This is a genomic window from Brevundimonas goettingensis (genome assembly GCF_017487405.1).
GTDB lineage: Bacteria > Pseudomonadota > Alphaproteobacteria > Caulobacterales > Caulobacteraceae > Brevundimonas > Brevundimonas goettingensis.
In genome coordinates, this window is the sequence record NZ_CP062222.1 from 3,667,501 (window position 1) to 3,693,224 (window position 25,724).

The following is a 25,724-nucleotide window of genomic DNA, read 5'->3' on the forward strand; positions in this document are numbered from 1 at the left end:
CGTCGTGAAAAGGGAAACAACCCTAACCATCATCTAAGGCCCCCAAGTACTGGCTAAGTGGGAAACGATGTGGGATTGCTTTGACAATCAGGAGGTTGGCTTAGAAGCAGCCATCCTTTAAAGAAAGCGTAACAGCTCACTGATCAAGCGATCCTGCGCGGAAAATGTAACGGGGCTCAAGCCAGTCGCCGAAGATATGGGTGCACTTATGTGCGCGGTAGCGGAGCGTTCCGTAAGCCGGTGAAGGTCAGGCGTGAGCCTGGCTGGAGGTATCGGAAGTGAGAATGCTGACATGAGTAACGATAGGAGTGTGAGAGACACTCCCGCCGAAAGACCAAGGGTTCCTGCGTAAAGCTAATCTGCGCAGGGTTAGTCGGCCCCTAAGGCGAGGCTGAAAAGCGTAGTCGATGGGAAGCAGGTAAATATTCCTGCACCAGCCAGAAGTGACGGATGGCGCAACTTGTCAGGGCTTATTGGATTGTCCTGGCAGGGAAGTTGTCCCTGGAAATAACTCTGGCAGAGACCGTACCCGAAACCGACACAGGTGGTCAGGTAGAGCATACCAAGGCGTTTGAGAGAACTATGCTGAAGGAACTCGGCAAATTGCACGCGTAACTTCGGAATAAGCGTGACTCTGCTAAGGGCAACCTCTGCAGAGTGGCACAAGCCAGGGGGTAGCGACTGTTTAGCAAAAACACAGGGCTCTGCGAAGCAGCAATGCGACGTATAGGGTCTGACGCCTGCCCGGTGCCTGAAGGTTAAAGGGAGATGTGAAAGCGTCGAACTGAAGCCCAGGTAAACGGCGGCCGTAACTATAACGGTCCTAAGGTAGCGAAATTCCTTGTCGGGTAAGTTCCGACCTGCACGAATGGCGTAACGACTTCCCCACTGTCTCCAGCATAGGCTCAGTGAAATTGAATTCCCCGTGAAGATGCGGGGTTCCCGCGGTCAGACGGAAAGACCCTATGAACCTTTACTATAGCTTCGCCTTGGCGTTAGCGACCGTATGTGTAGGATAGGTGGGAGGCTATGAAGCCGGGGCGCCAGCACCGGTGGAGCCATCCTTGAAATACCACCCTTACTGTCGTTGACGTCTAACCGAGGGCCGTTATCCGGTCCCGGGACATGGCGTGGTGGGTAGTTTGACTGGGGCGGTCGCCTCCTAAAGTGTAACGGAGGCGCGCGATGGTGGGCTCAGACCGGTCGGAAATCGGTCGTCGAGTGCAATGGCATAAGCCCGCCTGACTGCGAGACTGACAAGTCGAGCAGAGACGAAAGTCGGCCATAGTGATCCGGTGGTCCCGAGTGGAAGGGCCATCGCTCAACGGATAAAAGGTACTCTAGGGATAACAGGCTGATTTTGCCCAAGAGTCCATATCGACGGCAAAGTTTGGCACCTCGATGTCGGCTCATCACATCCTGGGGCTGGAGCAGGTCCCAAGGGTTCGGCTGTTCGCCGATTAAAGTGGTACGTGAGCTGGGTTCAGAACGTCGTGAGACAGTTTGGTCCCTATCTGCCGTGGGTGTTCGAAGCTTGAGAGGATCTGTCCCTAGTACGAGAGGACCGGGATGGACATACCTCTGGTGTACCTGTCATGGCGCCAGCTGTGCAGCAGGGTAGCTAAGTATGGAATAGATAACCGCTGAAAGCATCTAAGCGGGAAACTAACCTCAAAACAAGGCTTCGCTGAGGATCGTGGAAGACTACCACGTTGATAGGCCAGGTGTGGAAGCGCGGTGACGTGTGAAGCTTACTGGTACTAATAATCCGATCGGCTTGATCGTTTCTCAGCAAAACTCATTCGATTTTCGAATACGACAATGTCTTCTCATTACAGTACGATATCCGCTTGGTTGACCTGGTGGCTATGTCGGAGGTTCCCCACCCGATCCCATCCCGAACTCGGTCGTTAAGCCCTCCAGAGCCAATGGTACTCCGTCTCAAGGCGTGGGAGAGTAGGTCGCCGCCGGGTCTACCAAGCGGATATCCTCTGTAATCTTCTCGAACATCTTCCTTCACTCGACCGTTCGCCGCGGGATGGAGCAGCCCGGTAGCTCGTCAGGCTCATAACCTGAAGGTCGCAGGTTCAAATCCTGCTCCCGCACCCAAACACTCAAAACGCCCCGCTGATCCAGCGGGGCGTTTTGCGTTTACGCCGCCGGCCTCAGTTGCCCACCCCAGCAGCCGGCCTATGGTCCGGAGCGCCATGATCCGCAGTCTCGGCGCGGCTCAGACGGCGGGCGTGCGCGGGAACATCGCGGCCGCCTGGGCGGCGAGAGCCTGTTTGACGCCCTCGGCGCCCGTCGCCCCGGCCTTCGACGCGCGCGCCGCCCCCGAAATCCAGTGCGAGATCAGCAAGGCGTCCAGCCGCGTCAGCTGCGGCGCAACAGGGCTGAGGAAGCCCAGGGTCGAGAGGCCGCGGCTGTAGCGCACCCGCGCGGCGAAGTCGGCCAGGGCTGGATCGCGGGTGGCCGAAAAGAAGAAGGTCTCGAAGGCGCGGGCGCGCGGCGCGGACTGTCCGACATCCAGAAAGGCCAGAATATGCCGTCCCAGATCGTCATGATCGGCGCTGATCACGCCCGATCGTTGGGCCGAGATGACGATCGTCTGGTAGAGCCAGGCATAGCCCGCCGCCATCAGGGCGGCCCGGGTGGGAAAATGATAGGTCACCGCGCCCAGGCTCAACCCGGCGCCGACGGCCGCGGCGCGGTGGGTGAAGGCGCTCTCGCCCCCTTCGTCGACGGCCTCCACCACGGCCTGGGTGATCCGGATCTCCGCGCCGGTCAGGGGAGGAAAGACGGTCGCCTGTTGTGACAGTGTCTCCGCCATCGTGCGCCAGGGGGCCGGGCGCGCCAGAAGTTCAGCGTCGCCTGATAGGCGCGCCGCCAGGCGGGTGCAGACCTCCTCCAGACCGGCGCGGTCATAGGGGGTGCGCCAGCGGGCGAGGTGGCCGAACCGCTCGGACTGCAGAATGCCGGCGGCGACCGGCGCCAGTTCGACGGGCAGGGAGAAGCGCGGCAGGGCCGCGGCCCAGAAGCCTTCCCAGAGGCTGAGCCACTGGCCGGCCGTGTCGGAAACGCGCCAGGCCAAGGCGGCGCAGTCGCAGGCCTCGGCCTGTGCGAGGACGCGCCGGGTCGCGCACCAGTCGTCGATGACGGTCGCCGCAAAGGCTGGAAACGCGGCAGGACCCCAAGGCGCGCCGGGGTCCACCTCGGCCAGACGGGCCGCCAGCCAGAGGCGGGCCTCGGAGATCGCCTGCTGCTGGGCGATGCCGTACAATCGTTCTATAGAGTCAAAGTGATAGTTGATGGCCGAGGGCGAGGACCCGGCTCGCGCCGCCACCGTCCGGGCTGTCGCGCCGGCGAGGCCCGATTCGGCCATCTGGGCCAGGAAGGCGGTGATCAGGCCGGCTGCCCGATCCGACTAGCCTTCACTGGCGGTGGGTGCGGACACGGACGAATTCGACATAATCCCTGTGTGCCGGGTCGCGGCTTCGGGGGCAACCGTCCCGTGGTTCGTCGCCGAACCTTTGCAATAGGATCACAGATCGGCAGAACAACTGTTCGAAATTCGCGAAACAAACGTTCTACTCAGCGGCCTTCCAATCGCATCAGGGGGTGCCGCCATGTCCAAGACTCGTTCCTTCGTCCTACGATCCGTTCTGAGCGCCGGCGTCGCCGCTGTCACCCTTCTCAGCGGCGTCGCGGCCCAGGCCCAGACCGCCGCGGCGTCCGACGCCCAGGCGGAGGCCCAGAACGTCGAGGATATCGTCGTCACCGGCTCGCCGATCGTCGGCAGCCAGCGCGCGGCGCTGAACCAGCAGCGCAACGCCGACAATCTGATCAACGTCATCGCCGCCGACACCGTCGGCCAGTTCCCCGACCGGAACTCGGCGGCCGCGCTCGCCCGCCTGCCCGCCGTCGCCGTCCAGCGCGACCAGGGACAGGAGCGGTATCTTCAGGTCCGCGGCGGCCCGAACCGCTGGACCAGCGCCTCGGTCGACGACATCGGCCGCAAGGTGACCGCGGGCAACCCCTAGCTGGAGCCGGAACGCACCTGGGGCGGCGACGCCTCGCTGGAATGGTATCTGCCGGGCTCGGGCCTGGCCTCGGCCGGCGTCTTCTACCGCAACGTCGACAAAGTCCTGTTCGACAGCCAGACCAAGGTCACGGGCGACCTGTTCGACGCCCCGGGTCTGGACCGCACCGGCTATGACTATGTCACCACCCTGAACGGCGGCGAAGGCAAGCTGTACGGCGTGGAGCTGGCCTATCTGCAGCAGTTCGTCTTCCTGCCGGGCGCCTGGAGCGGCTTCGGCTTCCAAGGCAATCTGTCGCTGCTGGACGGCGACTTCGAGGCCCCGGACGGCCGCACCGTCGCCTTCCCGGGCGTGTCGAACACCATCGTCAACGCCTCGATCTTCTACGAGAATTTCGGTCTGTCGGCGCGCCTCAGCTACCAGTGGCGCTCGTCCTGGATCGACACCCTCGACTTCGCCGGCTTAGGCGACCAGATGCGCGACGCCTATGACAACGTCGATCTGCCGCTGCGCTATGCGGTGACCGAAAACGCCTCGCTGTATTTCGACGCCAACAACCTGACCGACGAAACCTATGTCGCCTACGAGGGCGACGTGCAGCACCCGACCGAAGTCGAGCAGATCGGCCGCCGCTTCCTGGCCGGCGTGCGCTTCCGCTTCTGATCCCTACGAGAAAGAGGAAACCGAGATGAAGAGAGTTCTTCTCAGCGCCGCCGCCCTGATGCTGGCCGTCGCGCCAGCCACGGTGGTGCTTGCCCAGACCGCCGCCGCACCGGTCCAGCAGCAGGCGCACTCGCGCCTGCTGCCCCTGGAGGGCGTCCAGAACGCCCGCGACATCGGCGGCTATCGCACGGCCGACGGCCGCACGGTGAAGTGGGACGTGATCTATCGCACCGCCGAGCTGTCGCACCTGACGGCCCACGACAGGGGCCTGCTGGAGGCGCGCGGCCTGCGCTCCATCCACGACCTGCGGACGGTCGAGGAACGCCGGGCCCAGCCGACCGTCTGGACCGACGCGAGCGCCCCGACTGTCACCGCCTTCGACTATTCGATGGACACCTCGGGTTTCGCGACCCTGTTCCAGGGCGGGATGCCGACGGCGGACCGGGCGCGCGAGGTCTTCGCCGCCTCCTATCCGGAAATGCTCAAGTCGCAGCGGCCGCAGCAGCGCGCCCTGTTCGAGGACCTGCTCAAGGGTGAGGGCGCGGTGCTCTATCACTGCTCCGCCGGCAAGGACCGGACGGGGATGGCCACGGCCCTGATCCTGTCGGCCCTGGGCGTGCCGCGCGAGACGATCCTGGCGGATTATGAGCTGTCCAATCAGTACTATCGTCCGGACGCCTCGCCCGAGGCCGTCGCGGCCAATCCGCAGGCGGCGGCGTTCATGCAGCTTCCGGCCGATATCCGCGCCGTCTTCATGGGCGTCGACAAACGCTATCTGCAGGCGGTGTTCGACATGATCGACCGCGATCACGGCTCGGTCGAGACCTATCTCGACCGCGAACTGGGCGTCGATGGGGCCGACATCGAACGCCTGAAATCCCTGTACCTGGTCTGATCCCCAGCCCGGTGACAGGAGAACGCCCCCCGGGTCCGCCCCGGGGGGCGTTCCGCGTTCTGGCGCAGAGAAAACACTCGCCCGGATGAAACGGAACGGCGCGCGCCGACGAACTGCGTCCATGGTCGAGGTTTCATGCGCGGGCCGGGCGTGCGATGTCGGGAGGTGCAATGCGAGGGGTTCGGATCATGAGACGGGAAGGACGATCGGGATGACGGTCCTGTTCCAGTCCGTCCCGTCCGTGACCACCGCCCGGCCGGTGCTGATCGACCCCTTCGGGCGGCGCATCGACTATCTGCGGGTCTCGGTGACCGACCGGTGCGATCTGCGCTGCGTCTACTGCATGGCCGAGCGCCAGGCCTTTTTGCCGCGCCGGGATTTGCTGACGCTCGAGGAGCTGGACCGGCTCTGCACCGGCTTCATCGACCTCGGGACGCGGCGGCTGCGGCTGACCGGCGGGGAGCCTCTGGTGCGCAAAGGCTTCATGGATCTGGTGCGCGGCCTGTCGCGCCATCTGGAGAGCGGGCGGCTGGAGGAGCTGACCCTGACCACCAACGGCACGCGGCTGGCTGAACATGCGGACGATCTGGCGGCCTGCGGCGTGCGGCGGATCAATGTATCGCTGGATACGCTGGATGCGGACCTCTATCGGCGCATCACCCGGGGCGGCGAGCTGGCCAAGGTCATGGTCGGGCTGGATGCGGCCCGGGCGGCGGGGCTGGAGGTCAAGATCAATACGGTCGCGCTGAAGGGCGACAACGCCGGCGCGCTCCCCGATATGGTGGCTTGGGCGCACGGGCGCGGAATGGGGCTGACCCTGATCGAGACCATGCCGCTGGGCGAGATCGAGGCCGACCGGATGGACCAGTATCTGCCCCTGTCCGAGGTCCGCGCGGACTTCGAGGCGCGCTGGACGCTTACGCCTCTGGCGCGGCGGACGTCGGGCCCGGCCCGCTATGTTCGGGTCGAGGAGACGGGCGGGACGCTGGGTTTCATCACCCCGATGAGCCACAGCTTCTGCGAGGCCTGCAACCGGGTGCGGGTGACCTGCACCGGCGATCTGGTCCTGTGCCTGGGGCGCGAGGACGGCGTGGCGCTGACGCCGGTGCTGCGCAACCATCCCGACGACGACGAACCGCTGCGTGAGGCCATCCGTGCGGCCATCCTCGCCAAGCCGAAGGGGCATGATTTCCGCATCGACCGGCCCGGCGCGGCGCCCGCCGTGGCGCGGCCCATGTCGATGACGGGGGGGTGAGATGGCGACGGTGAAACTGTTCGGCGTCTTCCGCGACCTGGCCGGCTGGAGCGAGAGCGTCATCGACGTTCCGACCCTGGGCGGGTTGAAGGCGAAACTGGTGGAGGATCATCCCGGCCTGGCCGAGCGGCTGGATCACCCGACGACGCTCGTGATCAAGAACGCCCTGATGCTGCATCGAAGCGAGCGCGGCGACGATCTGCCGCTCGAGGTCTCGGACGAGATCGCCTTCGGCCCGCCGGTCAGCGGGGGCTGAGCCGTGATCCGCATCCAGACCGAACCTCTGTCACCCGGCGAATGGCTGGAAACGTTTTCGCGCGACCGGGAAACGACCGGCGCCGTGGCCAGCTTCACCGGCCTGACGCGCGGCGGGGCAGGGATCGAGCGGCTGGTGCTGGACGCCTATCCGGGCTTCACCGAAACCGTGATGGAAGGGATCGAAGCCGAGGCGCGCGACCGGTTCGAGGTTCAGGACGTGCTGGCCGTGCACCGCTGGGGCCCGATCGGGGTTGGGGAGCCGATCATCTTCGTCGCCGTCGCCGCCGCCCATCGCCGCGCCGCCTTCGAGGCCTGCGACTTTCTCATGGACCAGTTCAAGGTCCGCGCGCCGTTCTGGAAGAAGGAGGAGGGACCCGACGGCGTGCGCTGGGTCGAGCCGCGCCTCCAGGATCACGATGACCTCGCCCGATGGGCGCCCGGAACCCTATGACAGGCCGATGACCGAAACCCTCCCCAAACCCGTTCTGCCCGCTCCCGGCGGCAAGCTGATCGACGCTCCCCTGACGGTCGTGCGGATCGGCGTCCTGACCATCTCCGACACCCGGGACGAGGAAAGCGACACCTCCGGCGGCATCCTCGCCGACCGGATCGTGGAGGCGGGCCACGACTGTGCGGCGAAGACGATTGTCCCCGACGACATCGCGGCGATCCGGGCCCAGGTGCGGGCGTGGATCTCGGCCGGGACGGTCGATGCGATCATCACCACCGGCGGCACCGGCCTGACCGGACGCGACGTCACTCCCGAGGCGCTGGAGCCCCTGTTCGACAAGCGCATCGACGGCTTTTCCGTGATCTTCCATCAGGTCAGCTACCAGACGGTGGGTCTGTCGACCCTGCAGTCGCGCGCCACGGCGGGGATCATCGACGGGGTCTTCGTCTTCTGCCTGCCGGGCTCGAACGGGGCGGTGCGCGACGGCTGGGACAAGGTCATTCGCTGGCAACTCGACAGCCGTCACAAGCCCTGCAACATGGTCGAGCTGATGCCCCGGCTGCTGGAGCGATGATGCCGGACGAACCGTCCCGACTGACCCATATCGACGCCGACGGGCGGGCCCGGATGGTCGACGTCTCCGACAAGGCCGAGACGGCGCGCGAGGCGACGGCGCGGGGCCGCATCGTCATGGCGCCGGAGACCCTGGCGCTCGCCCTGTCGGGCGAGGGCAAGAAGGGCGACGTGCGGGCGGTGGCGGAGATCGCCGGGCTGATGGCCGCCAAGCGGACCAGTGACCTGATCCCGATGTGCCATCCCCTGATGCTGACCTCGGTCAAGGTGAGGGTCGAACCGACCGCTGACGAGACCGGGCTGGAGGTCGTGGCGACGGTGCGGACCAAGGGGCAGACCGGGGTGGAGATGGAGGCCCTGACGGCGGCGAGCGTCGCCCTGCTGACCCTCTACGACATGCTCAAGGCGGCGGATCGCGGCATGGTCATCGAACAGGTGGCGCTGTTGGCCAAATCGGGCGGCGCCTCGGGCGACTGGACCCGCGCATGAAGCTGCCCACGGTGGAAGAGGCGCGGGCCGCCATGCTGGCGGCGGTGACGCCGCTGGCGTCGACCTCCACGCCGCTCGGCGAGGCGGACGGGCGTCGGCTGGCCGAACCCGTCCGGGCCTTGCGCTGCCAGCCGCCGTTCGACGCCTCGGCCATGGACGGCTGGGCGGTGCGGGTCGCCGACGTCGCGCGCGGCGCCCGGTTGCGAATCGTCGGCGAAAGCGCGGCGGGAGGCGAGGCCGGTCTGGCTGTCGGGCCGGGCGAGGCGGCGCGGATCTTCACCGGGGCGCCCCTGCCGGCGGGCGCCGACTATGTGGTGGTGCAGGAGCAGGCGCGGCGGGACGGCGACGAGGTGGTCCTGGAGGCCGGGCGCGGTCCGGCGAGCTATGTGCGGCCCTGCGGCGGCGACTTCCGCGAGGGTCAGGTCCTGCTGGAGGCGGGGGTGAGGCTCAATCCCTGGCGGCTGGCGTTGGCCGCCTCGGCGGGGTGGGCGAGAGTGGTCTGCGGGGGGCGTCCGCGCGTCGCCATCCTGCCCAACGGCGACGAGCTGGTGGAGCCGGGCCGGGCGGCGGGCGCGCACCAGATCTATAACGCCGGCGCCCCGGCCCTGGCGGCTTTCGTGGCGCGGCAGGGCGGCGTCCCGAAGGCGCTGCGGCACGCGCGGGACGACGAGGCGGACATCCTGTCGCTGATCCACGGTGTGACCTTCGACCTTCTGGTCACCATCGGCGGCGCCTCGGTCGGCGATCATGACCGGGTCAAGCCGGCGCTGCGGTCGATGGGCGCGGAGCTGCACGTCGAAGGCTGCGCCATGCGGCCGGGCAAGCCGGTCTGGTTCGCCCTCCTGCCCGACGGGCGGCCAGTGCTGGGCCTGCCCGGCAATCCGGCCTCGGCCCTGGTCTGCGCCGAACTGTTCCTGGGGCCCCTGCTGGCCGCCGTGCAGGGCGGGGCGGAGGACATGGCGTTCGAGACGGCGGTCCTCGCCGAGCCCCTGCCGTCCAACGGGCCGCGCGACCACTATATGCGCGCGCGCATCGAGACGGGGCGTGACGGCGCCCGGCGGGTGACGCCCTTCCCCAATCAGGATTCCTCGCTGGTCTCGGTCATGGCCCAGGCCGATGTTCTGGTGCGCCGGCCGCCGTTCGCCCCGGCGGCGCCCCTGGGCGCGGTCGTCGAAATCCTGCGCCCCGGAGTCTAGCATCCGCCCCATGTCGCATCGCGCCCCGATCCTCGCCCTCGTCGCCGCCTGTTTCGCCCTTGCGGGACCGGCGGCCGCGCAATCCGTCGCTCTGAGAGGAGCGGACGGCGGGGTCACGACGCTTGAGGCTCCGGAGCTCGCAGCCCTGCCCCGGGTCTCTATCCCCCTGACGATCTACGGCGAGGCCCATGTCTTCGAAGGGCCGCTGCTGATCGATGTGTTGACGGCCACGGGGATCCAGACCGGGGCGGCCCTGCGCGGCCCGGCCCTGGCCCAGGCGGTCGTGGTGCGGGCGGCGGACGGCTATGCGGTCGTCTTCGGTCTGGCCGAGCTGGATCCGGGGACGCGGCCGAACCGGATCATCCTGGCCGACACCGTCGACGGCGCGCCCCTGAAGGCCGGGGACGGGCCGTTTCGACTGGTGGCCGAGGGCGATCTCCGGCCGGCCCGGTCCGTGCGTCAGGTGACGGCGGTGGAGGTTGTGCGCCTGTCGACCTCTGGGACGCATCCGTGAGCGGGCCCTCGCGCCGTTCGGCCCTGGCCGGCCTGCTACTGGCGGCCGGGCTTCTGGCCGGGGTCGCCTGTTCGCCCGCGCCCGCCCCCCGGCCGCTCCCGCCCGTCACCGTCTTCGCCGCCGCCTCCCTGACCGATGCGCTCGGCGAGCTGGCGAGCGTCTATGCGGCCCGGACCGGTCAGGTCGTGCGCCTGTCCTTCGCCGCCAGCGGGCAGGTCGCGCGCCAGGTCGAGGCCGGTGCGCCCGCCGACATCGTCATTCTGGCCGACCGCCCCTGGATGGACCGGCTGGCCGCCTCGGGCAGGATCGCGCCGGGGAGCCGTCTGGGCCTTCTGGGCAATCGGCTGGTTCTGGTGGCGGCGCCTGACGCCCGGATCGAGGGCGAACCGCTCGATTGGCTGAAACGGACGGGCGGAAAGCTGGTCATCGGCGATCCCGACAGCGTCCCGGCCGGCGCCTATGCGCGGGACTGGCTCAAGAAGGCGGGGCGATGGGACGAGTTGCAATCCTCGCTGGTCACCGCCGCCGACGTCCGGGCCGTGCGCAGCTTCGTGGCGCGGGGGGAGGCGCAGCTGGGCGTCGTCTATCGCAGCGACGCGACGGGCTTCGCCGGGGTCCGGGTGGTCCAGGAGCCTCCCCCCGCGGAACAGCCCGAGATCGTCTATCCCGCCGCCCTGACGCCGATGGCTTCGCCCGCCGCGCCGGCCTTCTTGCGTTGGCTGCGGACGTCGGAAGCGGGGGCGGTGTTCCGTCGCCACGGCTTCGAGCCCCTGTCTTGAAGCTCCTTGTCCTGAAGAGGCTCTGTTGTTCGCGCCCCTGACCCCGTTCGAGGCCGAGGCCCTGTGGCTGTCGCTGCGCGTGGCGGCGGCCTCCCTCGTGGGCGTCGTCCCCGTGTCCCTGGGGCTGGCCCTGTTGCTGGCGCGGGGGCGGTTCGGGGGCAAATGGCTGGTCGAGGCCCTGGTAAACCTGCCTCTGGTCCTGCCGCCGGTGGTGACGGGTCTGGCGCTGCTGATGGTCTTCGGGGTGCGCGGACCGGTCGGGGGCTGGCTGTATGAGGTCTTCGGCCTGACCCTGGCCTTTCATTGGAGCGGCGCGGCCCTGGCCGCCGGGATCATGGCCCTGCCGCTGGTCGTGCGGCCGCTCAGGCTGTCACTTGAGGCGGTCGATCGCCGGCTGGAGCAGGCGGCCGCCACCCTGGGCGCATCGCCGCTGCAGGTCTTTCTTCGCATCACCCTGCCCCTGGCCCTGCCGGGGCTGGTCGCCGGCGCCCTCTTGGGGTTCGCGCGGGCCTTCGGGGAGTTCGGGGCGACCGTGACCTTCGCGGGCTCCATTCCGGGCGAGACCCAGACCCTGCCGGTCGCCATCTATACGGTGCTGCAGCGCTCCGACGGCGAACAGGCGGCCCTGAGGCTGGCCCTGCTGTCGGTTCTCGTCTCGGTAAGCGCGCTCGTGGTCACCGAATGGATCAACCGCCGCGCCCTGGCCCGGAGGGGCGCATGAGCCTGTCCTTCTGGGTCCGCGCCAGACGCGGCGATTTCGCGCTCGACGCGGCCTGCGACGCCCCGGGCAAGGCCGTCGCCCTGGTGGGCCCCTCGGGGGCGGGCAAGACCACCCTGTTGCAGGGGCTGGCCGGGCTGATCCCGACCGAGGAGGTCCGGCTGACCGTCAATGACCGGGCGCTGGTGGATACGGCCATGGGTCTGGACCCGCCCGCCCATGCGCGCGGCCTTGGCTATGTGTTTCAGGACGGGCGGTTGTTCCCGCATCTGTCGGTCGGGGCCAATGTCGCCTTCGGGGCGCGCTGGGCGAAGAAGCCCATGTCGGTCGCCGAGGCCCTGAAGCTGGTCGATCTGGAGGGGTTCGAACATCGCCGTCCCGCCGGCCTGTCGGGCGGAGAGATGCGCCGCGTCGCTATTGCACGGGCCTTGCTGCCGCGTCCGCGCCTGCTGCTGCTGGATGAGCCCTTCGCCGGTCTGGACGACGCGCGCCGCCAGGCCCTGATCGCCTGGCTGCTCAGGCTGCGGGACACGGTGAAGACACCCATGATCGTGGTGTCCCACGATGATCGCGACGTCGCGGCCCTGGCCGAGACCGTGCTGACGCTGGATCGCGGTCGGCAGGTCTGAACGGATCCGGAAAAGCAAAGGGGGCCGACAGCGATGCTGTCGGCCCCCAGGAATTTGGTGGAGCTTAGCGGAGTCGAACCGCTGACCTCTTGCATGCCATGCAAGCGCTCTACCAGCTGAGCTAAAGCCCCAATCCGAAGGTTGCGCCTCCGGTCGGTGTCGTCCGGTTCCCTGTGGTCCCCGGCGAGGCGGCGTTAGTATGTCAGGGTGATTTTCCGATCAACCCCGATTCCGGATTTATTTTCACCGCCTCCGGATGTTCCGGAAGCACGCCGTTCGGCGGCCTCCGGAGTCCGTTGTTCGATCAGAGATCGTCGTCGTCACCGCCCTTGGCGATGTCTTCGTCGAAGCCGTCGTCGTCCTCATCCTCGATGAAGGGGACGGAGTCGTCGTCATCGTCGGCCAGGACATCGTCGTCGCCGTCGCTCGAGCCCATGCCGGGTTCGTCGGTCGGGTCGGTGACCACATCGTCCTCGTCGTCCGGCGTCAGGATCGGCTCGTGGCCTTCCTCGTCGATTTCCGGGGTTGCGACGTCCTCTTCCTCATCCTCGTCGTCCGAGACCTTCTTCTCGTCGACCTGATCTTCAGCGTCGTCGGCGGCGTAACCGCCCGGACGGCCGCGACGGCTGCGCAGCTTGATCGCTTCTTCCGGATCGAATTCGGTGTCGCACTTCGGGCAGTGAGCGGGGCGACGGTTCAGGTCGTAGAATTTGGCCTGGCAGTTCGGACAGACCTGCTTGGCGCCAAGTTGGGGATCGGCCACGTGAGGGGAGCCTTTGATTGGGTGTGGGGATTTCGGTCGCGTCCCTTGCCACTGTGGGGGCTCGCTGTCAAAAGCCCTCTTTGGTCCCGGCGGCTGCACTGCGGCCTCGATCACGGGGCGCACCCCCTCCATATCTCTCGTTTCGGAGTTCAAGCGGGTGTCTTCCGCCTCTAATCTGACCAGTAAGCCCGGCTCGGCCCTGACCGGAACGGTCCGCGCGCCCGGCGACAAATCCATGTCCCACCGGTCGATGATCCTCGGCGCAATGGCCTCGGGCGTGACCGAGGTCGAAGGGCTGCTGGAAGGCGACGACGTCCTGGCCACCGCCCGCGCCGCCGAGGCCTTCGGCGCGACGATCGAGCGTCTGGGCGACGGTAAATGGCGCATCACGGGGCAAGGCGGCTTTCAGTCGCCCGCCTCGGTCATCGACTGCGGCAACGCGGGAACGGGCGTGCGCCTGCTGATGGGCGCGGCCGCCGGCTATCCGATCACCGCGACCTTCGACGGCGACGCCTCCCTGCGCAGCCGTCCCATGGGCCGGGTCACCGACCATCTGGGCCGGATGGGGGCGACCTTCGACTGGAGCGGCAAGGCCGGGCTTCTGCCCGCCACCCTGACCGGCGGCTCCCTCACCGCCATCGACCATGTCCAGACCGTCGCCTCGGCCCAGGTCAAGTCAGCCATCCTTCTGGCCGGGCTGAACGCCGAGGGCGTGACCTCGGTCACCGAGCCGGAAAAGAGCCGGGACCACACCGAGCGGATGCTGCGCGCCTTCGGGGCGGTGGTGGAGGTCGAGGAAGACGGCGAAGGCTGGATCATTCGTCTCAAGGGCGGCCAGCCCCTGACCGGGACCGCCGTCTCAGTCCCCGGCGATCCGTCCTCGGCGGCCTTCCCGCTGGCGGCCGGGCTGATCGTCCCGGGCTCTTCGGTGACGGTCGAGGGCGTCATGCTCAATCCCCTGCGCACCGGCCTGTTCGACACCTGGATCGAGATGGGCGCGGATCTGACCATCGCCAACCGTCGGATAAGCGGCGGCGAGGAGATCGGCGACATCACTGCCCGCCATTCGGCCCTGAAGGGCGTGGTCGTCCCGGAAGCGCGCGCCGCCTCGATGATCGACGAATATCCGATCCTGGCCGCCACGGCCGCCTTTGCCGAGGGCGTCACCGTCATGCGCGGCGTCGGCGAGATGCGGGTCAAGGAGAGCGACCGCATCAAGCTGATGGTCGACGGCCTGCGCGCCTGTGGCGTCGCGGTCGAGGAAGAGCCCGAGGGCTTCCTCGTGACCGGTGGTCCAGTCCCCGGCGCCGCGACCGTCCACACCGCCCACGATCACCGTATCGCCATGAGTCATCTGGTGCTCGGCCTCGCCGCCGCCGCGCCGGTGACCGTGGACGAGCCCGACATGATCGCCACCAGCTTCCCCGGCTTCGTCGATCTGATGAACGGCCTCGGCGGGGATGTCGGGTAGTGGCCGGCAAGCAGGAAACGGCGCCGGTGCGCGGCGTGGTCTTCGGCTTGCTGACGATTGTCGTCGGCTATGCCGGCTGGGCCGTTCACACCGCGGGCAGAATCCACATGACCTCCGGCAAGGGGCCCACCCGCGCCGAGTTCGCGATCAGCCGCCTGCAGGACGGTTGGCAGTTTGATCTGACCGTGCTGCTCATGGCCCTGGTCGCCCTGGCCTGCCTTGCGGGCTTTGCCTCGGCCGCATGGGATCTCTTCAGCTCGGAAAGGCAAGGCGTATGAGCAGCTTCCTCATCATCGCCGTCGACGGACCCGCCGCCTCGGGCAAGGGGACGATCGCCGCCCGGCTGGCCGCCGAATATGGCCTGCCACATCTGGACACCGGCCTGCTGTATCGCGCCGTCGGCCTGAAGGTGCTGGACGCCGGCGGGTCGCTGGACGACGAGGCCGCCGCCGAGGCCGCCGCCCGGTCTCTGGAGGTGTCGGGGCTTTCGGAAAATGCCCGCCTGACCACGGGCGAAGCCGGTGAGGCCGCCAGCCGCATCGCCGGCTATCCGGGCGTGCGCGCCGCGCTTCTGCAGTTGCAGCAGGATTTCGCGCGCCAGACGGGCGGAGCGGTGCTGGACGGGCGCGACATCGGCACGGTCATCGCCCCCGACGCCACGGCCAAGCTGTTCATCACCGCCACGCCGCACACCCGCGCCACCCGCCGCTGGAAACAGCTGACCGCACGCGGCGACGCCATCGGCTTCGACGAGATGCTGGCCGATATCGTCAAGCGGGACGAGCGCGACGCCGGCCGCGGCGCAGCCCCCATGGTCCAGGCCGGGGACGCGGTCTTGCTGGACACGACCGAAATGGATATAGAGGCCGCCTTCGATGCGGCCCGCCGTATCGTCGAGGCGGCGCGCGCCCGTTAAGCCATCGGCCTAACGGACAAATCCAACGCTCCAACCTCGGCTTCCGCGGGCGCTCTGGTCTTCATCAGGCCTCGCGTCCCAGATCGACTTCCCAACTTCTGTTCCACCTCGCGCGGGGCCGTCCGGTCACGCGCCACAACCCATTCGGAAACACCAGAGCTACATGGCTGATACTCACAACCCCTCGCGCGACGATTTCGCCGCGCTGCTCGACGAACAACTGCAGGGCCGCGACCTCGGCGAAGGCCAGGTCGTTCACGGCCGCGTCGTCGGCGTCGAAAAGGACATCATCATCATCGACGTCGGTCTGAAGACCGAAGGTCGTATCCCGGCCCGTGAATTCGGCATCGGCGAAGGCGCCGTGATCCCGAAGGTCGGCGACGACGTCGAAGTCTACCTCGAGCGCGTCGAGAACGCCCTGGGTGAAGCCGTCATCAGCCGCGACAAGGCTCGCCGCGAAGAAGCCTGGACCCGTCTGGAAGTCGTGTTCGCCGAAGGCGTGCCGGTCAACGGCGCCATCGTCGGTCGCGTCAAGGGCGGCTTCACCGTCGACCTGGGCGGCGCCTCGGCCTTCCTGCCGGGCTCGCAAGTCGACATCCGGCCGGTTCGCGACGTCGGCCCGCTGATGGGCAAGGAACAGCCGTTCCAGATCCTGAAGATGGACCGTCCGCGCGGCAACATCGTCGTCTCGCGTCGCGCCATCCTGGAAGAAGCCCGCGCCGAACAGCGCACCGAGCTGGTCGGCCAGCTGCAAGAGGGTGAAGTCCGCGACGGCGTCGTCAAGAACATCACCGACTACGGCGCGTTCGTGGACCTGGGCGGCATCGACGGCCTGCTGCACGTCACCGACATGTCTTGGAAGCGCGTCTCGCACCCTTCGCAGGTCCTCGCCGTCGGCGACACCGTCAAGGTCCAGATCGTCAAGATCAACCCGGACACCCAGCGCATCTCGCTGGGCATGAAGCAACTGCAGTCGGACCCCTGGGACGGCGTGGAAGCCAAGTATCCGGTCGGCGCCAAGTACACGGGCCGCATCACCAACATCACTGACTACGGCGCCTTCGTGGAGCTGGAAGCCGGCGTTGAAGGCCTGGTGCACGTCTCGGAAATGTCCTGGACCAAGAAGAACGTCCACCCCGGCAAGATCGTCTCGACCTCGCAGGAAGTCGACGTGGTCGTCCTGGACGTCGACGCCTCCAAGCGCCGCATCTCGCTGGGCCTGAAGCAGGCCCAGGACAACCCGTGGGACGCCTTCGTCGCCGCTCACCCGATCGGCTCGACCGTCGAGGGCGAAGTCAAGAACGCCACCGAGTTCGGCCTGTTCATCGGCCTGGACAACGACATCGACGGCATGGTGCACCTGTCCGACCTCGACTGGTCGGTCTCGGGTGAAGAAGCCATCCAGCGCTACCGCAAGGGCGAGATGGTCAAGGCCAAGGTCCTGGACGTCGACGTCGAAAAGGAACGCGTCTCGCTGGGCATCAAGCAGCTCGGCGGCGATCCGGTCGGCGAAGGCGACACCTACAAGAAGGGTCAGACCGTCACCGTCACCGTCACGGCGATCGAGTCGGGCGGCATCGAGGTCAAGTTCGGTGAAGACGACGCTCCGGTCACCAGCTTCGTGCGCAAGTCGGACCTGAGCCGCGACCGCAACGAGCAACGTCCGGAACGCTTCGCCGTCGGCGACCGCGTCGACGCCCAGATCACCGCCATCGACAAGGCCTCGCGCCGCGTCTCGGTGTCTATCAAGGCGCTGGAAATGGCCGACGAGAAGGAAGCCATCGAGCAGTTCGGGTCCTCGGACTCGGGCGCCTCGCTCGGCGACATCCTCGGCGCGGCCCTGCGCGAAAAGGCCGGCAAGGACTGATCTAAGTCCTTGTTGAGCCTACCTCTCGGTTCGCGGAACCTCGCTGCTTGAGGCTCGCGCACCGATTGCACAGACTGACTGAGAAGGCGGCCGGAGCGATCCGGCCGCCTTTTTCTTTGCCGATCAAGCATCAATGACCAGTGTCTGATTGCGTACAATTAATGATCTTTGCAGACCCCTTTTGCTCATGAGGGCTTTTTCACCGCTCGCGCGAGGGTTAGGGTGGAACCCGCTGTCGCGTATCTGACGGCTCAAACGCCTCTGGAAGGGCAAAACAAGACAGGGCGGGGGCCTTGAAACGGATGATCAAGTCAGAGTTGATCGAGAAGCTGGCGGCTGAAAACACCCACCTCACTCACGCTGAGGTCGAGCGGGTGGTCAATGTCGTTCTGGGCCGTATGACCGACGCCATGGCCGAAGGCGGCCGTGTGGAGCTTCGTGGTTTCGGCGCGTTTTCCGTGCGCTCGCGTCCGGCCCGCGCCGGCCGCAATCCGCGCACCGGCGAGACCGTCGACGTGCCGGCCAAATCGGTGCCCTTCTTCAAGAGCGGCAAGGAGCTGCGCGAGCGGCTCAACGCCTCGGGCGACGCCTGATCCCGACGGGGTCCTGAAGCTTGCGGCTTGAAAACGCAGGCGAACCGGTTTTCAGTCCTTTTCAGCAACCGCTCCGGCGGCTGATTTTGGCTGGCTGAGAAGGACAGATCGATGAGCCTGGTTTCCGAATTTCGCGAGTTCGCCATCAAGGGCAATGTCGTCGACCTCGCGGTCGGGGTAATCATCGGCGCGGCCTTCAACTCCATCGTGAAGAGCCTGGTCGATCAGGTGGTCATGCCGCCGATCGGCCTGATCACCGGCGGCATCGACTTCTCCAAGCTGGAGTGGGTTATGCGGCCCGAGAACACGGCGACCGAGGCGGTGGAGAAGGTTTCGATCCAGTACGGCGCCTTCCTGAACACGGTGATCCAGTTCGCCATCGTGGCCTTCGTCGTCTTCATGCTGGTCAAGGGCATCAACCAGCTGCGCCGTCAGAACGCCGCCGATCCGACGCCTGAGGCTCCGGCCGCCCCGACGCCGACGGAACTGCTGCTGACCGAAATCCGCGACGAACTGAAGGCGCGCCCCTAGGCTCGCAGGTCGGCGCCGGTCGTCGCCCGCTGGCGGCGCGGGGCCGGGCGCTGACAGACGCCGTGGTCGCCGTCGAAGGGCGTCGGCGACCATGTGGCCAGATCTCCGGCGTCGGCTCCGTTGCGGAAGCGCAAATGACCGTGGCCCCAGCCGCCTTCGTGCCGGGCGCCGAGGGCCCAGGCGCCGAGGCGACGCTTCAGCTCCTCATTGACCACCTGCAACCGCACCTTGGCCGCGCCGCGGGTGCGGGCCTGATCCATCAGGGCCCGCATCAGGGCCGGAATGGCGTGGGGCTCGTCCTCCAGGGCGACGAGGTCGAGGACCTCCAGAAACACCGGGTCGATCGGCGTCGCCTTGGCCTGGATGGCCATCGCATAGCCGGTCACGGCGCCGTCGCGCGTATAGGCCAGCAGCAGCGGCGGTTCGGCCTGGTCCGGATCGGCGATGCGCCAGCGCAGGATCTCCGGGCTTCGGTCCGCGACCGCCCGACCTTCGCCCTTCAGCGCCCGCCAGAAGTCGCAATAGGGCGAGCCGTCCGAGAGGTCGGTCAGGGTTGAGACCAGGGACGGGAAGCGGGGGCGCCGAACCCGGCCCAGGGCGCGATCGGACCGCAGAAAGCGCTCGCGGTACGGATCGGTCAGATGGGGCGCCCGCTTCACCGCCTCGCGCAGCAGCCGGCCCCGCAGACAGTCGATCGGATCGACGATCCAGGATAGTTTCAGAGCGTTTGTTCGCGCCGGCCAGGCCCGCATGCCGTGGCGGGCGTAGAGGGGCGCCGATTTGGGATTGGCGTTCAGCGTATAGCCGGCGGCGATGTTCGGCTGGTCCAGGACGGCGCGGATCAGGGCCCGGCTCTTGCCGCGCACGGCCGGGGGCACGATGACGGAGAAGCCGGTGGCGACGTGATGCAGCCGCTCGTCCTTCCACACCCGCTGGACCAGATTGCCCATGAAGGCGGCCGCGGCGCCGTCCCGGTCCGGGACGACCCAGCCTGACGGCGCCCCGATGTCCAGCCGCGCCGGATTGGTCGCCAGCCAGGCCCAGCCCGCGTGGGACCGCTCAGGCCACCAGACGCCGCGGTGCAGGGCGTTGACGGCGTCGTGGTCGTCGGGTTCGAAGGGGCGCAGGCTCATCGGACATATCCTTCCCGATGCGGGACGGCGGGGGTGTCTGAGGTACTGGGCTGCATGACCCAGGCCACGGGAAGCCTGTCCTGTAACAACTATGGATTGCGCAAGGGTTGCCGTCCTCACGCGAAACGATTCAGGATTTGACTCTGTCGGCGACCGGAACAAATAATGAACATTCAGGTTTTGCTCCTCCGATGTCCCCATCCACACCCATGTCCCCGCCCCTTCAGACCCTTTCGGGCTCCACCGCCTGGCCCGCCCTCGCCGAGGGGCTGGAAGAGGTGTGCGTGGTCGGGACGCGGGACATGGCCGGGGCCTTCGCCTTCGCCCTGTCGCGTCTGCCGCAGGATGACGGCCGCCCGGTGCTGCTGGCGGCGGGCCGCCGGTGGTCGGGCGAGCATGGACGGCCCTATGGCCCGGGTTTTCGGGGGGCGGGGCTCGACGGGCGCGGCGCCGGCCTGATCCTCAGCGAGGGGCGGACCGAGAGCGAACTGCTGTGGATCATGGAGCAGGCCCTGAGGTCCGGGGCGGTCTCTGCGGCCCTGACCACGGTCGAGGCGGCCTCCCTGGCCCAGACCCGTCGGCTGGAGTTCGCGGCGCGCGACGGGGCGGCGGTCGGGGTGCTTCTGAGACAGACCGAAGGCGGGCTCAGCGCCGCCCGCCGCCGCTGGCGCATCACAACCCTGAGGAGCGTCTCGAATCCCGACGACCTGAGGTCCCCGGGCGGTTTCGCCCTCAGCGCCGAACTGACCCGTAGCCGTTCGGAGCGGCCCGGCGTCTGGAAACTGGAGCAGGATGATGAGACGCATCGTCTCCGTCTGGCTGATCGACTGGCCGGTGACGGTCTGGGCGAACGGGGCCGGACGGGTCTCGCCGCCTGAAGTCCCGGTTGGCGCGCACGAAGGCCCGCCCTTCGCCCTGATCACCCGCACCGCCCGGGGCGCGGTCATCCACGCCCTGAACGCGGCGGCGCGCGCGGCGGGCCTGTCGGCGGGCCAGACCCAGGCCGACGCCCGCGCCATCCTGCCCACCCTGATCTGCCGCCCCGCCGACCTCGCCGCCGACCGGGGGGCGCTGCAGCGGCTGGCTGTCTGGGCCGAGCGCTGGTCCCCGGCGGTGGTGGTGGATACCGAACAGGAAGGGATGGAGGGGCTGTTCCTCGACGTCACCGGCGCCGGCCATCTGTTCGGGGGCGAGGCGGCGCTTCTGGCCGGGATGGAGGCGCGTCTGGCCGAGGCCGGCGCCCGCGCCCGCGTCGCCCTGGCTCCCACCCCTGGCGCGGCCTGGGCCCTGGCGCGCTGGGGGAAAGACCATGCGGTGGTTCCGGAAGGCCGGACCCGGGACGCCCTCGCCCCCCTGCCGGTCGAGGCCCTGCGTATCGAGGCGGCGGCCCTCAGACAGGCGCGACGGTTCGGGCTGAAGCGGATCGGCGACCTCTATGAGATGCCGCGCGCGGGCTTGGCCCGCCGCTTCCGCGACGGAGCGGGCGTGGGTCTGGTGAAGCGGCTGGATCAGGCCCTGGGTCTGGCCGCCGAGGCGCTGGTTCCGACGCGCCCGCCGCCGAAATACCGGGCGTGGGAGGCCCATGCCGAACCCCTGTGCGACATCGCCGGGGTTGAGGGACGTCTGCCGGAACTGGCGGCCGACCTCGCCGCCGCCCTCGAAAAGGACGGTCAGGGGGCGCGGGTCCTGACCCTGACCGGCTTCCGCACCGACGGCCGGACCACGGCCCTGACGATCAAGTCCGGCCTGCCGGGACGCGACGTCGCGGTCTGGATGCGGCTGTTCCGCGAGCGCGGGGTGGAGCGGCTCGATCTCGGCTTCGGCGTCGATGCCCTGATGCTCTCGGCCGACCTGGCTGAACCGTTGAAGGCGTATCAGGTCTCGCTGGAGGACGAGGCGGCGGCGCGCCATGCCGAGAGTCTGACCGCCCTGATCGATCGACTCTCGGCGCGGCTGGGCGATGGGGCGGTGCGGGTCGCGGAGCCGCAGGGGTCGTGGCTGCCCGAACGCGCCGAACGCTGGCGGCCCGCCCTTGGCCTCAGCAAGGCGGTGCGGCCGGACGCCGACGCCGCTGACGCCGACCCCCGACATCGCCCCATCCTGCTGCTCGACCCGCCCGAGCCGGTCGAGGCCATCGCCGAACTGCCCGACGGGGCGCCCGCCCTGTTCACCTGGCGTCGGCTGGCGCGCCGCGTCGCCCGCGCCGATGGTCCCGAACGGCTGTCGCCTGAATGGTGGCGCCCGCCGCCCGCAGACCGTGAAGCCCGCACCCGAGACTATTACCGCGTCGAGGACGATCAGGGTCTGCGCTACTGGCTGTTCCGCGAGGGTCTCTACGGCCGGGAGTACACGGGCGCCGACGAGGAGCGCGCGCCCTCCTGGTGGATGCATGGCATGTTCCCGTGAGCCCGATCTCTTCTTCGCCATCTTCCGTGTGGTCCGGCCAGTACGCCGAGCTCGGCGTCATGACCAATTTCAGCTTTCTGGAGGGGGCGTCCCATCCGGGCGAGCAGATGATCCAGGCCAAGGCGCTCGGTCTTGCCGCCGTGGGCGTCGCTGACCGCAATACGTTGGCGGGAATGGTGCGCGCCCTGATGGGGGCCGAGGATCAGGACATTCCCTTGGTAGTCGGCTGCCGACTGGGGTTTCTCGACGGGACCGAGCTGATCGTCTTCCCGCGCGACCGCCCCGCCTATGGCCGGCTGTGCCGCCTGCTGACCCTGGGCAAGAGCGAAATCCTGCCGGATCCGGCGGCGGCCCCGTCCGCCTCAAACGTGATCGGCTTCCCTGGCGGCGAGGCCCATGCGGAGGTCGAGGCCGAGGATCCTGCGCAGGCACGGACCACCAAGGGCGAGACCCGGCTGACCTTCGATCAGGCGGTCGCCTTCGGCGAGGGGATGATCGCCCTGGCCGTGGCGCCCATCGTCCCCGACGCCGCCTTCGAGGCCCGGCTGAAGGACTGGCGCACCCGCTGGCCGGACACCCTCTATCTGGCGGCCCAGCCCCTGTGGCGTGGCGACGACCGGGCGCGGCTGAACCGGCTGGCGGCAATGGCCGAGCGCACGGGCGCCCCCCTGATCGCCACCAACGCCGTCCTCTACCACCACCCCGACCGCCGCCCCCTGCAGGACGTCCTGACCTGTATCCGCGAGGGAACCACCATCGACGCAGCCGGGGTCCGGCTCCAGTCCAACGCCGAACGCCATCTGCGGGGCCCGGCCGCCATGGCCCGGCTGTTCCGGGGGCATGAGGCGGCGCTGGAACGGACCATCGAAGTGGTGGAGGCGTGCAGGTTTTCGCTGAGGGAGCTGAGCTATGACTACCCCGACGAGCCAGTGCCGCCGGGGTGGTCGCCACAGGGGTGGCTGATCCGCCTGACCTGTCGCGGCGCGCGGAAGAAATGGCCGGACGGCGTGCCGACGAAGGTCGTGGAGACCATCCGCAAGGAGCTGCGGCTGGTGCGCGAGCGCAAATACGCTCCCTATTTCCTGACCGTGCACGACGTCGTCGCCTGGGCGCGCGATCCGGAGAGGAACATCCTCTGTCAGGGCCGGGGTTCGGCGGCGAACTCCGTCATTTGCTTCTGTCTGGAGGTCACCAATGTCGATCCGACCCGACAGGACATGTTGATCGAGCGCTTCATCTCCAGCGAACGGTCCGAGCCGCCCGATATCGATGTCGACTTCGAGCACGAGCGGCGCGAGTTGGTCATGCAGTATGTCTATGACCGCTACGGCCGCGACCGGGCGGGGATCGTCGCCACCATCATCCATTACCGGCCGCGCTCGGCGATCCGCGACGTCGGCAAGGCTCTGGGCATGACCGAGGATGTTACCGCCCGGATGGCCGATACCGTCTGGGGCTCATACGGCGATGCGGTGAAGGACGACCACGTCGATCAGACCGGCCTCGATCGCGATGACGCCCGCATGGCTCTGGCGCTTCAGCTGACGGCCGAGCTGATCAAATTTCCCCGCCATCTTTCCCAGCACGTCGGTGGCTTCGTTCTCAGTCAGGGGCCGCTGGTCGAAATCGTCCCTATCGGCAATGCGGTGATGGAAAAACGCACGTTTATCGAATGGGATAAGGACGACATCGATCATCTGAAGCTGATGAAGGTCGATGTGCTGGCGCTGGGCATGCTGACGGCGATGAAGCGCGCCTTCGCGATGATCGAGGACAGTTATAATCGCACTCTGGCCCTGGACACGGTCCCGAAGGAGGCGCCGGAAGTCTACGACATGCTGTGCAAGGCGGATTCCCTGGGCGTGTTTCAGGTCGAGAGCCGGGCCCAGATGGCCATGCTGCCCCGCCTCCAGCCAAAGGAGTTCTATGATCTGGTGGTGCAGGTGGCGATCGTCCGGCCGGGTCCGATCCAGGGCGGAATGGTGCATCCCTATCTCAAACGCCGGCTGGAGCGCCGGGAGCATGAGGCGCGCCACGGACCTGGCAGCTACCGTTTCGAAATGCCCGGCTCACGGGAGAATCCGCAGGAGCTGGCCTATGTCCTGCGGAAGACGCTGGGCGTGCCGCTGTTTCAGGAGCAGGCGATGAAGATCGCCATGGTCGCCGCAGAGTTCACGGGCAAGGACGCCAATGGTCTGCGTCGGGCCATGGCGACCTTCCGGCACATGGGGACGATCGGCCACTATGAGGAGATGATGATCAACGGCATGGTGCGTCGGGGCTATGAGCCCGACTTCGCCCGCCGTTGCTTCGACCAGATCAAGGGTTTCGGCGAGTACGGCTTTCCGGAAAGCCACGCCTGCTCCTTCGCCCACATCGTCTATGTTTCGGCGTGGGTGAAGTGCGTCTATCCCGAGGTCTTCACCGCCTGTCTGTTGAACAGCCAGCCGATGGGATTCTACGCTCCGGCCCAGTTGGTCCGTGATGCCCGTGAGCATGGGGTCGAGGTCAGGCATCCGGATGTGAATGCGAGCGATTGGGACGCGACCCTCGAAAAGAGGGGGGAGGGTGAGCGCCGCGCCCTGCGTCTCGGCTTTCGCGCCATCGACGGGTTCCGGAAGGAATGGGCCGGGCGGATCGGGGAGGAGCGCGCCCAGGCCCCCTTCGCCGATCTGGAGGATCTGCGGCTGCGCGCCAAACTGCCGCCGGCGGCGCTGGACAAGCTGGCCGAGGCGGACGCCTTCGGGTCGCTGAAACTGTCGCGGCGGCAGGGGCTGTGGGCGGCGAAGGGCGCACCGCCGGCGTCGGGCGCGCCCCTGTTCGCGGCCATGGGACTGAGCGAGGCCGACGGCCGCCCGCCCGAGGCCCTGCCGGAGCTGAGTCAGGGCGAAGAGGTGGTCGGCGACTATCAGACCATTCGCCTGTCGCTGAAGGGCCATCCCGTGTCCTTCCTGCGCGAGCGGTTGAGGCAGGCCGGGGCCCTGACCGCGCTCGACTACCAGTCGGCGCCGGCGGGGCGGCGGGTCGCGGTCGGCGGGGTGGTTCTGGTGCGCCAGAGGCCCGGCTCGGCCAAGGGGGTGGTCTTCCTGACGCTGGAGGACGAGACCGGGGTGGCCAATCTGGTCGTCTGGCCCGACGTCTTCGAACGGCTGCGTCCCGTCGCCATGGGCGCGCGGATGGTGCTGGCCAAGGGCCGTATCCAGCGCGCCGAGGGGGTCAGCCATCTGGTCGTCGAGGACCTGATCGACTGGACCCCGATGCTGGGCTGCATCAGCGAGGACGGCGTGGTGTCCCCCGACGAGGCGCGGGGATCGGGCCATTCGCCGACCGGCCCCAACCGCCGTCGCCACCCCCGCGACGTCCGCATCCTGCCCGGATCACGCGATTTCCACTGATCCGCAGGCCCTCCGGCGGCCGCATGCGACACTGAGGCGACGGTCCGGATTCATCCTTAAGACTTGTCCGGTCTTTCCCGCCGTGCTGCTTATGCGCCCAATCGCGCCGGATCGGCGCACCTGAAGGAGCAGTCGCTTGAGTATGACGGATGGGGGAGGGGCTGTTGAAGCGCCTCACAAACAGTTTCT

General features: G+C 68.0%; 25 protein-coding genes, 2 tRNA genes and 2 rRNA genes (1 of these 29 running past the window's edge). 25 read left to right on the forward strand and 4 right to left on the reverse strand.

Annotation, left to right across the window (positions count from 1 at the left end; translation table 11 throughout):
- The 3 genes from IFJ75_RS18065 to IFJ75_RS18075 form a co-directional block, all read left to right on the forward strand.
- Positions 1 to 1,785, forward strand: a 23S ribosomal RNA gene (locus IFJ75_RS18065) (it extends 995 nt beyond the left edge of the window).
- A gap of 73 nt (positions 1,786 to 1,858) precedes the next feature.
- A 5S ribosomal RNA gene (gene rrf / locus IFJ75_RS18070) occupies positions 1,859 to 1,973 on the forward strand.
- Positions 1,974 to 2,032: 59 nt separating this feature from the next.
- Positions 2,033 to 2,109: transfer RNA gene (locus IFJ75_RS18075), tRNA-Met, on the forward strand.
- 121 nt (positions 2,110 to 2,230) lie between these two features.
- On the opposite strand, the gene IFJ75_RS18080 is transcribed toward IFJ75_RS18075, so the two are convergent.
- Positions 2,231 to 3,382, reverse strand: a complete 1,152-nt coding sequence (locus IFJ75_RS18080) for a TetR family transcriptional regulator (RefSeq protein ID WP_207870088.1) — start codon at positions 3,380 to 3,382, stop codon at positions 2,231 to 2,233.
- A 244-nt stretch (positions 3,383 to 3,626) separates the two neighbouring features.
- Here IFJ75_RS18080 and IFJ75_RS18085 point away from each other — a divergent pair, with 244 nt between their 5' ends.
- The 13 genes from IFJ75_RS18085 (at position 3,627) to IFJ75_RS18145 (ending at position 12,460) form a co-directional block, all read left to right on the forward strand.
- On the forward strand, positions 3,627 to 4,040 hold the full coding sequence (locus IFJ75_RS18085) for a hypothetical protein (RefSeq protein WP_207870090.1): 414 nt from the start codon (positions 3,627 to 3,629) through the stop codon (positions 4,038 to 4,040).
- 48 nt (positions 4,041 to 4,088) lie between these two features.
- Positions 4,089 to 4,703 (forward strand): TonB-dependent receptor domain-containing protein, encoded by a 615-nt coding sequence (locus IFJ75_RS18090; RefSeq protein ID WP_318781107.1) that lies wholly within the window; start codon positions 4,089 to 4,091, stop codon positions 4,701 to 4,703.
- A 25-nt stretch (positions 4,704 to 4,728) separates the two neighbouring features.
- Complete coding sequence (locus IFJ75_RS18095; protein ID WP_207870092.1) at positions 4,729 to 5,598, forward strand: tyrosine-protein phosphatase; 870 nt, start codon at positions 4,729 to 4,731, stop codon at positions 5,596 to 5,598.
- 211 nt (positions 5,599 to 5,809) lie between these two features.
- The gene (moaA, locus tag IFJ75_RS18100; protein ID WP_207870093.1) at positions 5,810 to 6,853 is read left to right on the forward strand and encodes a GTP 3',8-cyclase MoaA; all 1,044 of its coding nucleotides are present in this window, start codon (positions 5,810 to 5,812) and stop codon (positions 6,851 to 6,853) included.
- A 1-nt stretch (position 6,854) separates the two neighbouring features.
- Positions 6,855 to 7,109: a MoaD/ThiS family protein gene (locus tag IFJ75_RS18105; RefSeq protein ID WP_207870094.1), complete on the forward strand. Its 255-nt coding sequence runs from the start codon at positions 6,855 to 6,857 to the stop codon at positions 7,107 to 7,109.
- Between the two features lie 3 nt (positions 7,110 to 7,112).
- The gene (locus tag IFJ75_RS18110) at positions 7,113 to 7,562 is read left to right on the forward strand and encodes a molybdenum cofactor biosynthesis protein MoaE (RefSeq protein ID WP_207870095.1); all 450 of its coding nucleotides are present in this window, start codon (positions 7,113 to 7,115) and stop codon (positions 7,560 to 7,562) included.
- Positions 7,563 to 7,569: 7 nt separating this feature from the next.
- On the forward strand, positions 7,570 to 8,136 hold the full coding sequence (gene moaB / locus IFJ75_RS18115) for a molybdenum cofactor biosynthesis protein B (protein WP_207870096.1): 567 nt from the start codon (positions 7,570 to 7,572) through the stop codon (positions 8,134 to 8,136).
- The gene (gene moaC, locus IFJ75_RS18120) at positions 8,136 to 8,624 is read left to right on the forward strand and encodes a cyclic pyranopterin monophosphate synthase MoaC (protein WP_207870097.1); all 489 of its coding nucleotides are present in this window, start codon (positions 8,136 to 8,138) and stop codon (positions 8,622 to 8,624) included. Before moaB ends, moaC begins: the two co-directional genes overlap by 1 nt.
- Positions 8,621 to 9,820 carry a molybdopterin molybdotransferase MoeA gene (locus IFJ75_RS18125; RefSeq protein ID WP_207870098.1) on the forward strand — a complete coding sequence of 400 codons (1,200 nt, stop codon included), beginning with the start codon at positions 8,621 to 8,623 and terminating at the stop codon, positions 9,818 to 9,820. Before moaC ends, IFJ75_RS18125 begins: the two co-directional genes overlap by 4 nt.
- 10 nt (positions 9,821 to 9,830) lie before the next feature.
- A complete protein-coding gene (locus IFJ75_RS18130; protein WP_225896892.1) occupies positions 9,831 to 10,334 on the forward strand; it encodes a molybdopterin-binding oxidoreductase in 504 nt (167 codons plus the stop codon).
- Positions 10,331 to 11,113 (forward strand): molybdate ABC transporter substrate-binding protein, encoded by a 783-nt coding sequence (gene modA / locus IFJ75_RS18135; RefSeq protein ID WP_207870099.1) that lies wholly within the window; start codon positions 10,331 to 10,333, stop codon positions 11,111 to 11,113. Before IFJ75_RS18130 ends, modA begins: the two co-directional genes overlap by 4 nt.
- A 25-nt stretch (positions 11,114 to 11,138) precedes the next feature.
- Positions 11,139 to 11,834, forward strand: coding sequence for a molybdate ABC transporter permease subunit (gene modB / locus IFJ75_RS18140; RefSeq protein ID WP_207870101.1), 696 nt, complete (start codon positions 11,139 to 11,141; stop codon positions 11,832 to 11,834).
- A complete protein-coding gene (locus IFJ75_RS18145; RefSeq protein ID WP_207870103.1) occupies positions 11,831 to 12,460 on the forward strand; it encodes an ATP-binding cassette domain-containing protein in 630 nt (209 codons plus the stop codon). Before modB ends, IFJ75_RS18145 begins: the two co-directional genes overlap by 4 nt.
- A gap of 55 nt (positions 12,461 to 12,515) precedes the next feature.
- Here the strand turns inward: IFJ75_RS18145 and IFJ75_RS18150 are convergent.
- Together IFJ75_RS18150 and IFJ75_RS18155 are read right to left on the reverse strand one after the other, a co-directional pair.
- Positions 12,516 to 12,591, reverse strand: a tRNA-Ala gene (locus IFJ75_RS18150).
- A gap of 173 nt (positions 12,592 to 12,764) precedes the next feature.
- Positions 12,765 to 13,223: a TIGR02300 family protein gene (locus IFJ75_RS18155; RefSeq protein ID WP_207870104.1), complete on the reverse strand. Its 459-nt coding sequence runs from the start codon at positions 13,221 to 13,223 to the stop codon at positions 12,765 to 12,767.
- A 235-nt stretch (positions 13,224 to 13,458) separates the two neighbouring features.
- On the opposite strand from IFJ75_RS18155, the gene aroA reads away from it, so the two are divergent.
- The 6 genes from aroA to mscL all read left to right on the forward strand — a co-directional run bounded on the left by aroA (position 13,459) and on the right by mscL (position 18,601).
- The gene (aroA, locus tag IFJ75_RS18160; protein ID WP_263973061.1) at positions 13,459 to 14,694 is read left to right on the forward strand and encodes a 3-phosphoshikimate 1-carboxyvinyltransferase; all 1,236 of its coding nucleotides are present in this window, start codon (positions 13,459 to 13,461) and stop codon (positions 14,692 to 14,694) included.
- Positions 14,694 to 14,972 (forward strand): hypothetical protein, encoded by a 279-nt coding sequence (locus IFJ75_RS18165; RefSeq protein ID WP_207870107.1) that lies wholly within the window; start codon positions 14,694 to 14,696, stop codon positions 14,970 to 14,972. Before aroA ends, IFJ75_RS18165 begins: the two co-directional genes overlap by 1 nt.
- Positions 14,969 to 15,610, forward strand: a complete 642-nt coding sequence (gene cmk / locus IFJ75_RS18170; RefSeq protein ID WP_207870108.1) for a (d)CMP kinase — start codon at positions 14,969 to 14,971, stop codon at positions 15,608 to 15,610. Before IFJ75_RS18165 ends, cmk begins: the two co-directional genes overlap by 4 nt.
- 163 nt (positions 15,611 to 15,773) lie before the next feature.
- Positions 15,774 to 17,477, forward strand: coding sequence for a 30S ribosomal protein S1 (rpsA, locus tag IFJ75_RS18175; protein WP_207870110.1), 1,704 nt, complete (start codon positions 15,774 to 15,776; stop codon positions 17,475 to 17,477).
- Between the two features lie 302 nt (positions 17,478 to 17,779).
- Entirely contained in the window at positions 17,780 to 18,070 is a 291-nt protein-coding gene (locus tag IFJ75_RS18180) for an integration host factor subunit beta (protein WP_207932680.1), read from the forward strand.
- A gap of 111 nt (positions 18,071 to 18,181) precedes the next feature.
- Entirely contained in the window at positions 18,182 to 18,601 is a 420-nt protein-coding gene (gene mscL / locus IFJ75_RS18185; protein WP_207870112.1) for a large-conductance mechanosensitive channel protein MscL, read from the forward strand.
- Here the strand turns inward: mscL and IFJ75_RS18190 are convergent.
- The gene (locus IFJ75_RS18190) at positions 18,598 to 19,734 is read right to left on the reverse strand and encodes an N-acetyltransferase (RefSeq protein WP_207870114.1); all 1,137 of its coding nucleotides are present in this window, start codon (positions 19,732 to 19,734) and stop codon (positions 18,598 to 18,600) included. The two genes, mscL and IFJ75_RS18190, sit on opposite strands and share 4 nt — an antisense overlap.
- A gap of 209 nt (positions 19,735 to 19,943) precedes the next feature.
- Between IFJ75_RS18190 and IFJ75_RS18195 the strand changes: the two genes are divergently transcribed.
- The 3 genes from IFJ75_RS18195 to IFJ75_RS18205 are packed head-to-tail and all read left to right on the forward strand — an operon-like array spanning position 19,944 to position 25,535.
- The gene (locus tag IFJ75_RS18195; protein WP_207870116.1) at positions 19,944 to 20,612 is read left to right on the forward strand and encodes an ImuA family protein; all 669 of its coding nucleotides are present in this window, start codon (positions 19,944 to 19,946) and stop codon (positions 20,610 to 20,612) included.
- Positions 20,530 to 22,140: a Y-family DNA polymerase gene (locus IFJ75_RS18200; protein WP_207870118.1), complete on the forward strand. Its 1,611-nt coding sequence runs from the start codon at positions 20,530 to 20,532 to the stop codon at positions 22,138 to 22,140. Before IFJ75_RS18195 ends, IFJ75_RS18200 begins: the two co-directional genes overlap by 83 nt.
- Positions 22,141 to 22,199: 59 nt before the next feature.
- Positions 22,200 to 25,535, forward strand: a complete 3,336-nt coding sequence (locus IFJ75_RS18205; RefSeq protein WP_207870120.1) for an error-prone DNA polymerase — start codon at positions 22,200 to 22,202, stop codon at positions 25,533 to 25,535.
- Positions 25,536 to 25,724 lie beyond the last annotated feature (189 nt).

Bases quoted from the DNA above. Each gene is read 5' to 3' on its own strand.
- IFJ75_RS18080 (WP_207870088.1), bottom strand. From the start codon at position 3,382: ATGGCCGAATCGGGCCTCGCCGGCGCGACAGCCCGGACGGTGGCGGCG.
- IFJ75_RS18085 (WP_207870090.1), top strand. From the start codon at position 3,627: ATGTCCAAGACTCGTTCCTTCGTCCTACGATCCGTTCTGAGCGCCGGC.
- IFJ75_RS18095 (WP_207870092.1), top strand. From the start codon at position 4,729: ATGAAGAGAGTTCTTCTCAGCGCCGCCGCCCTGATGCTGGCCGTCGCG.
- moaA (WP_207870093.1), top strand. From the start codon at position 5,810: ATGACGGTCCTGTTCCAGTCCGTCCCGTCCGTGACCACCGCCCGGCCG.
- IFJ75_RS18105 (WP_207870094.1), top strand. From the start codon at position 6,855: ATGGCGACGGTGAAACTGTTCGGCGTCTTCCGCGACCTGGCCGGCTGG.
- moaB (WP_207870096.1), top strand. From the start codon at position 7,570: ATGACCGAAACCCTCCCCAAACCCGTTCTGCCCGCTCCCGGCGGCAAG.
- moaC (WP_207870097.1), top strand. From the start codon at position 8,136: ATGCCGGACGAACCGTCCCGACTGACCCATATCGACGCCGACGGGCGG.
- IFJ75_RS18125 (WP_207870098.1), top strand. From the start codon at position 8,621: ATGAAGCTGCCCACGGTGGAAGAGGCGCGGGCCGCCATGCTGGCGGCG.
- IFJ75_RS18130 (WP_225896892.1), top strand. From the start codon at position 9,831: ATGTCGCATCGCGCCCCGATCCTCGCCCTCGTCGCCGCCTGTTTCGCC.
- IFJ75_RS18145 (WP_207870103.1), top strand. From the start codon at position 11,831: ATGAGCCTGTCCTTCTGGGTCCGCGCCAGACGCGGCGATTTCGCGCTC.
- aroA (WP_263973061.1), top strand. From the start codon at position 13,459: ATGTCCCACCGGTCGATGATCCTCGGCGCAATGGCCTCGGGCGTGACC.
- cmk (WP_207870108.1), top strand. From the start codon at position 14,969: ATGAGCAGCTTCCTCATCATCGCCGTCGACGGACCCGCCGCCTCGGGC.
- rpsA (WP_207870110.1), top strand. From the start codon at position 15,774: ATGGCTGATACTCACAACCCCTCGCGCGACGATTTCGCCGCGCTGCTC.
- IFJ75_RS18180 (WP_207932680.1), top strand. From the start codon at position 17,780: ATGATCAAGTCAGAGTTGATCGAGAAGCTGGCGGCTGAAAACACCCAC.
- mscL (WP_207870112.1), top strand. From the start codon at position 18,182: ATGAGCCTGGTTTCCGAATTTCGCGAGTTCGCCATCAAGGGCAATGTC.
- IFJ75_RS18190 (WP_207870114.1), bottom strand. From the start codon at position 19,734: ATGAGCCTGCGCCCCTTCGAACCCGACGACCACGACGCCGTCAACGCC.
- IFJ75_RS18195 (WP_207870116.1), top strand. From the start codon at position 19,944: ATGTCCCCGCCCCTTCAGACCCTTTCGGGCTCCACCGCCTGGCCCGCC.
- IFJ75_RS18200 (WP_207870118.1), top strand. From the start codon at position 20,530: ATGAGACGCATCGTCTCCGTCTGGCTGATCGACTGGCCGGTGACGGTC.
- IFJ75_RS18205 (WP_207870120.1), top strand. From the start codon at position 22,200: ATGACCAATTTCAGCTTTCTGGAGGGGGCGTCCCATCCGGGCGAGCAG.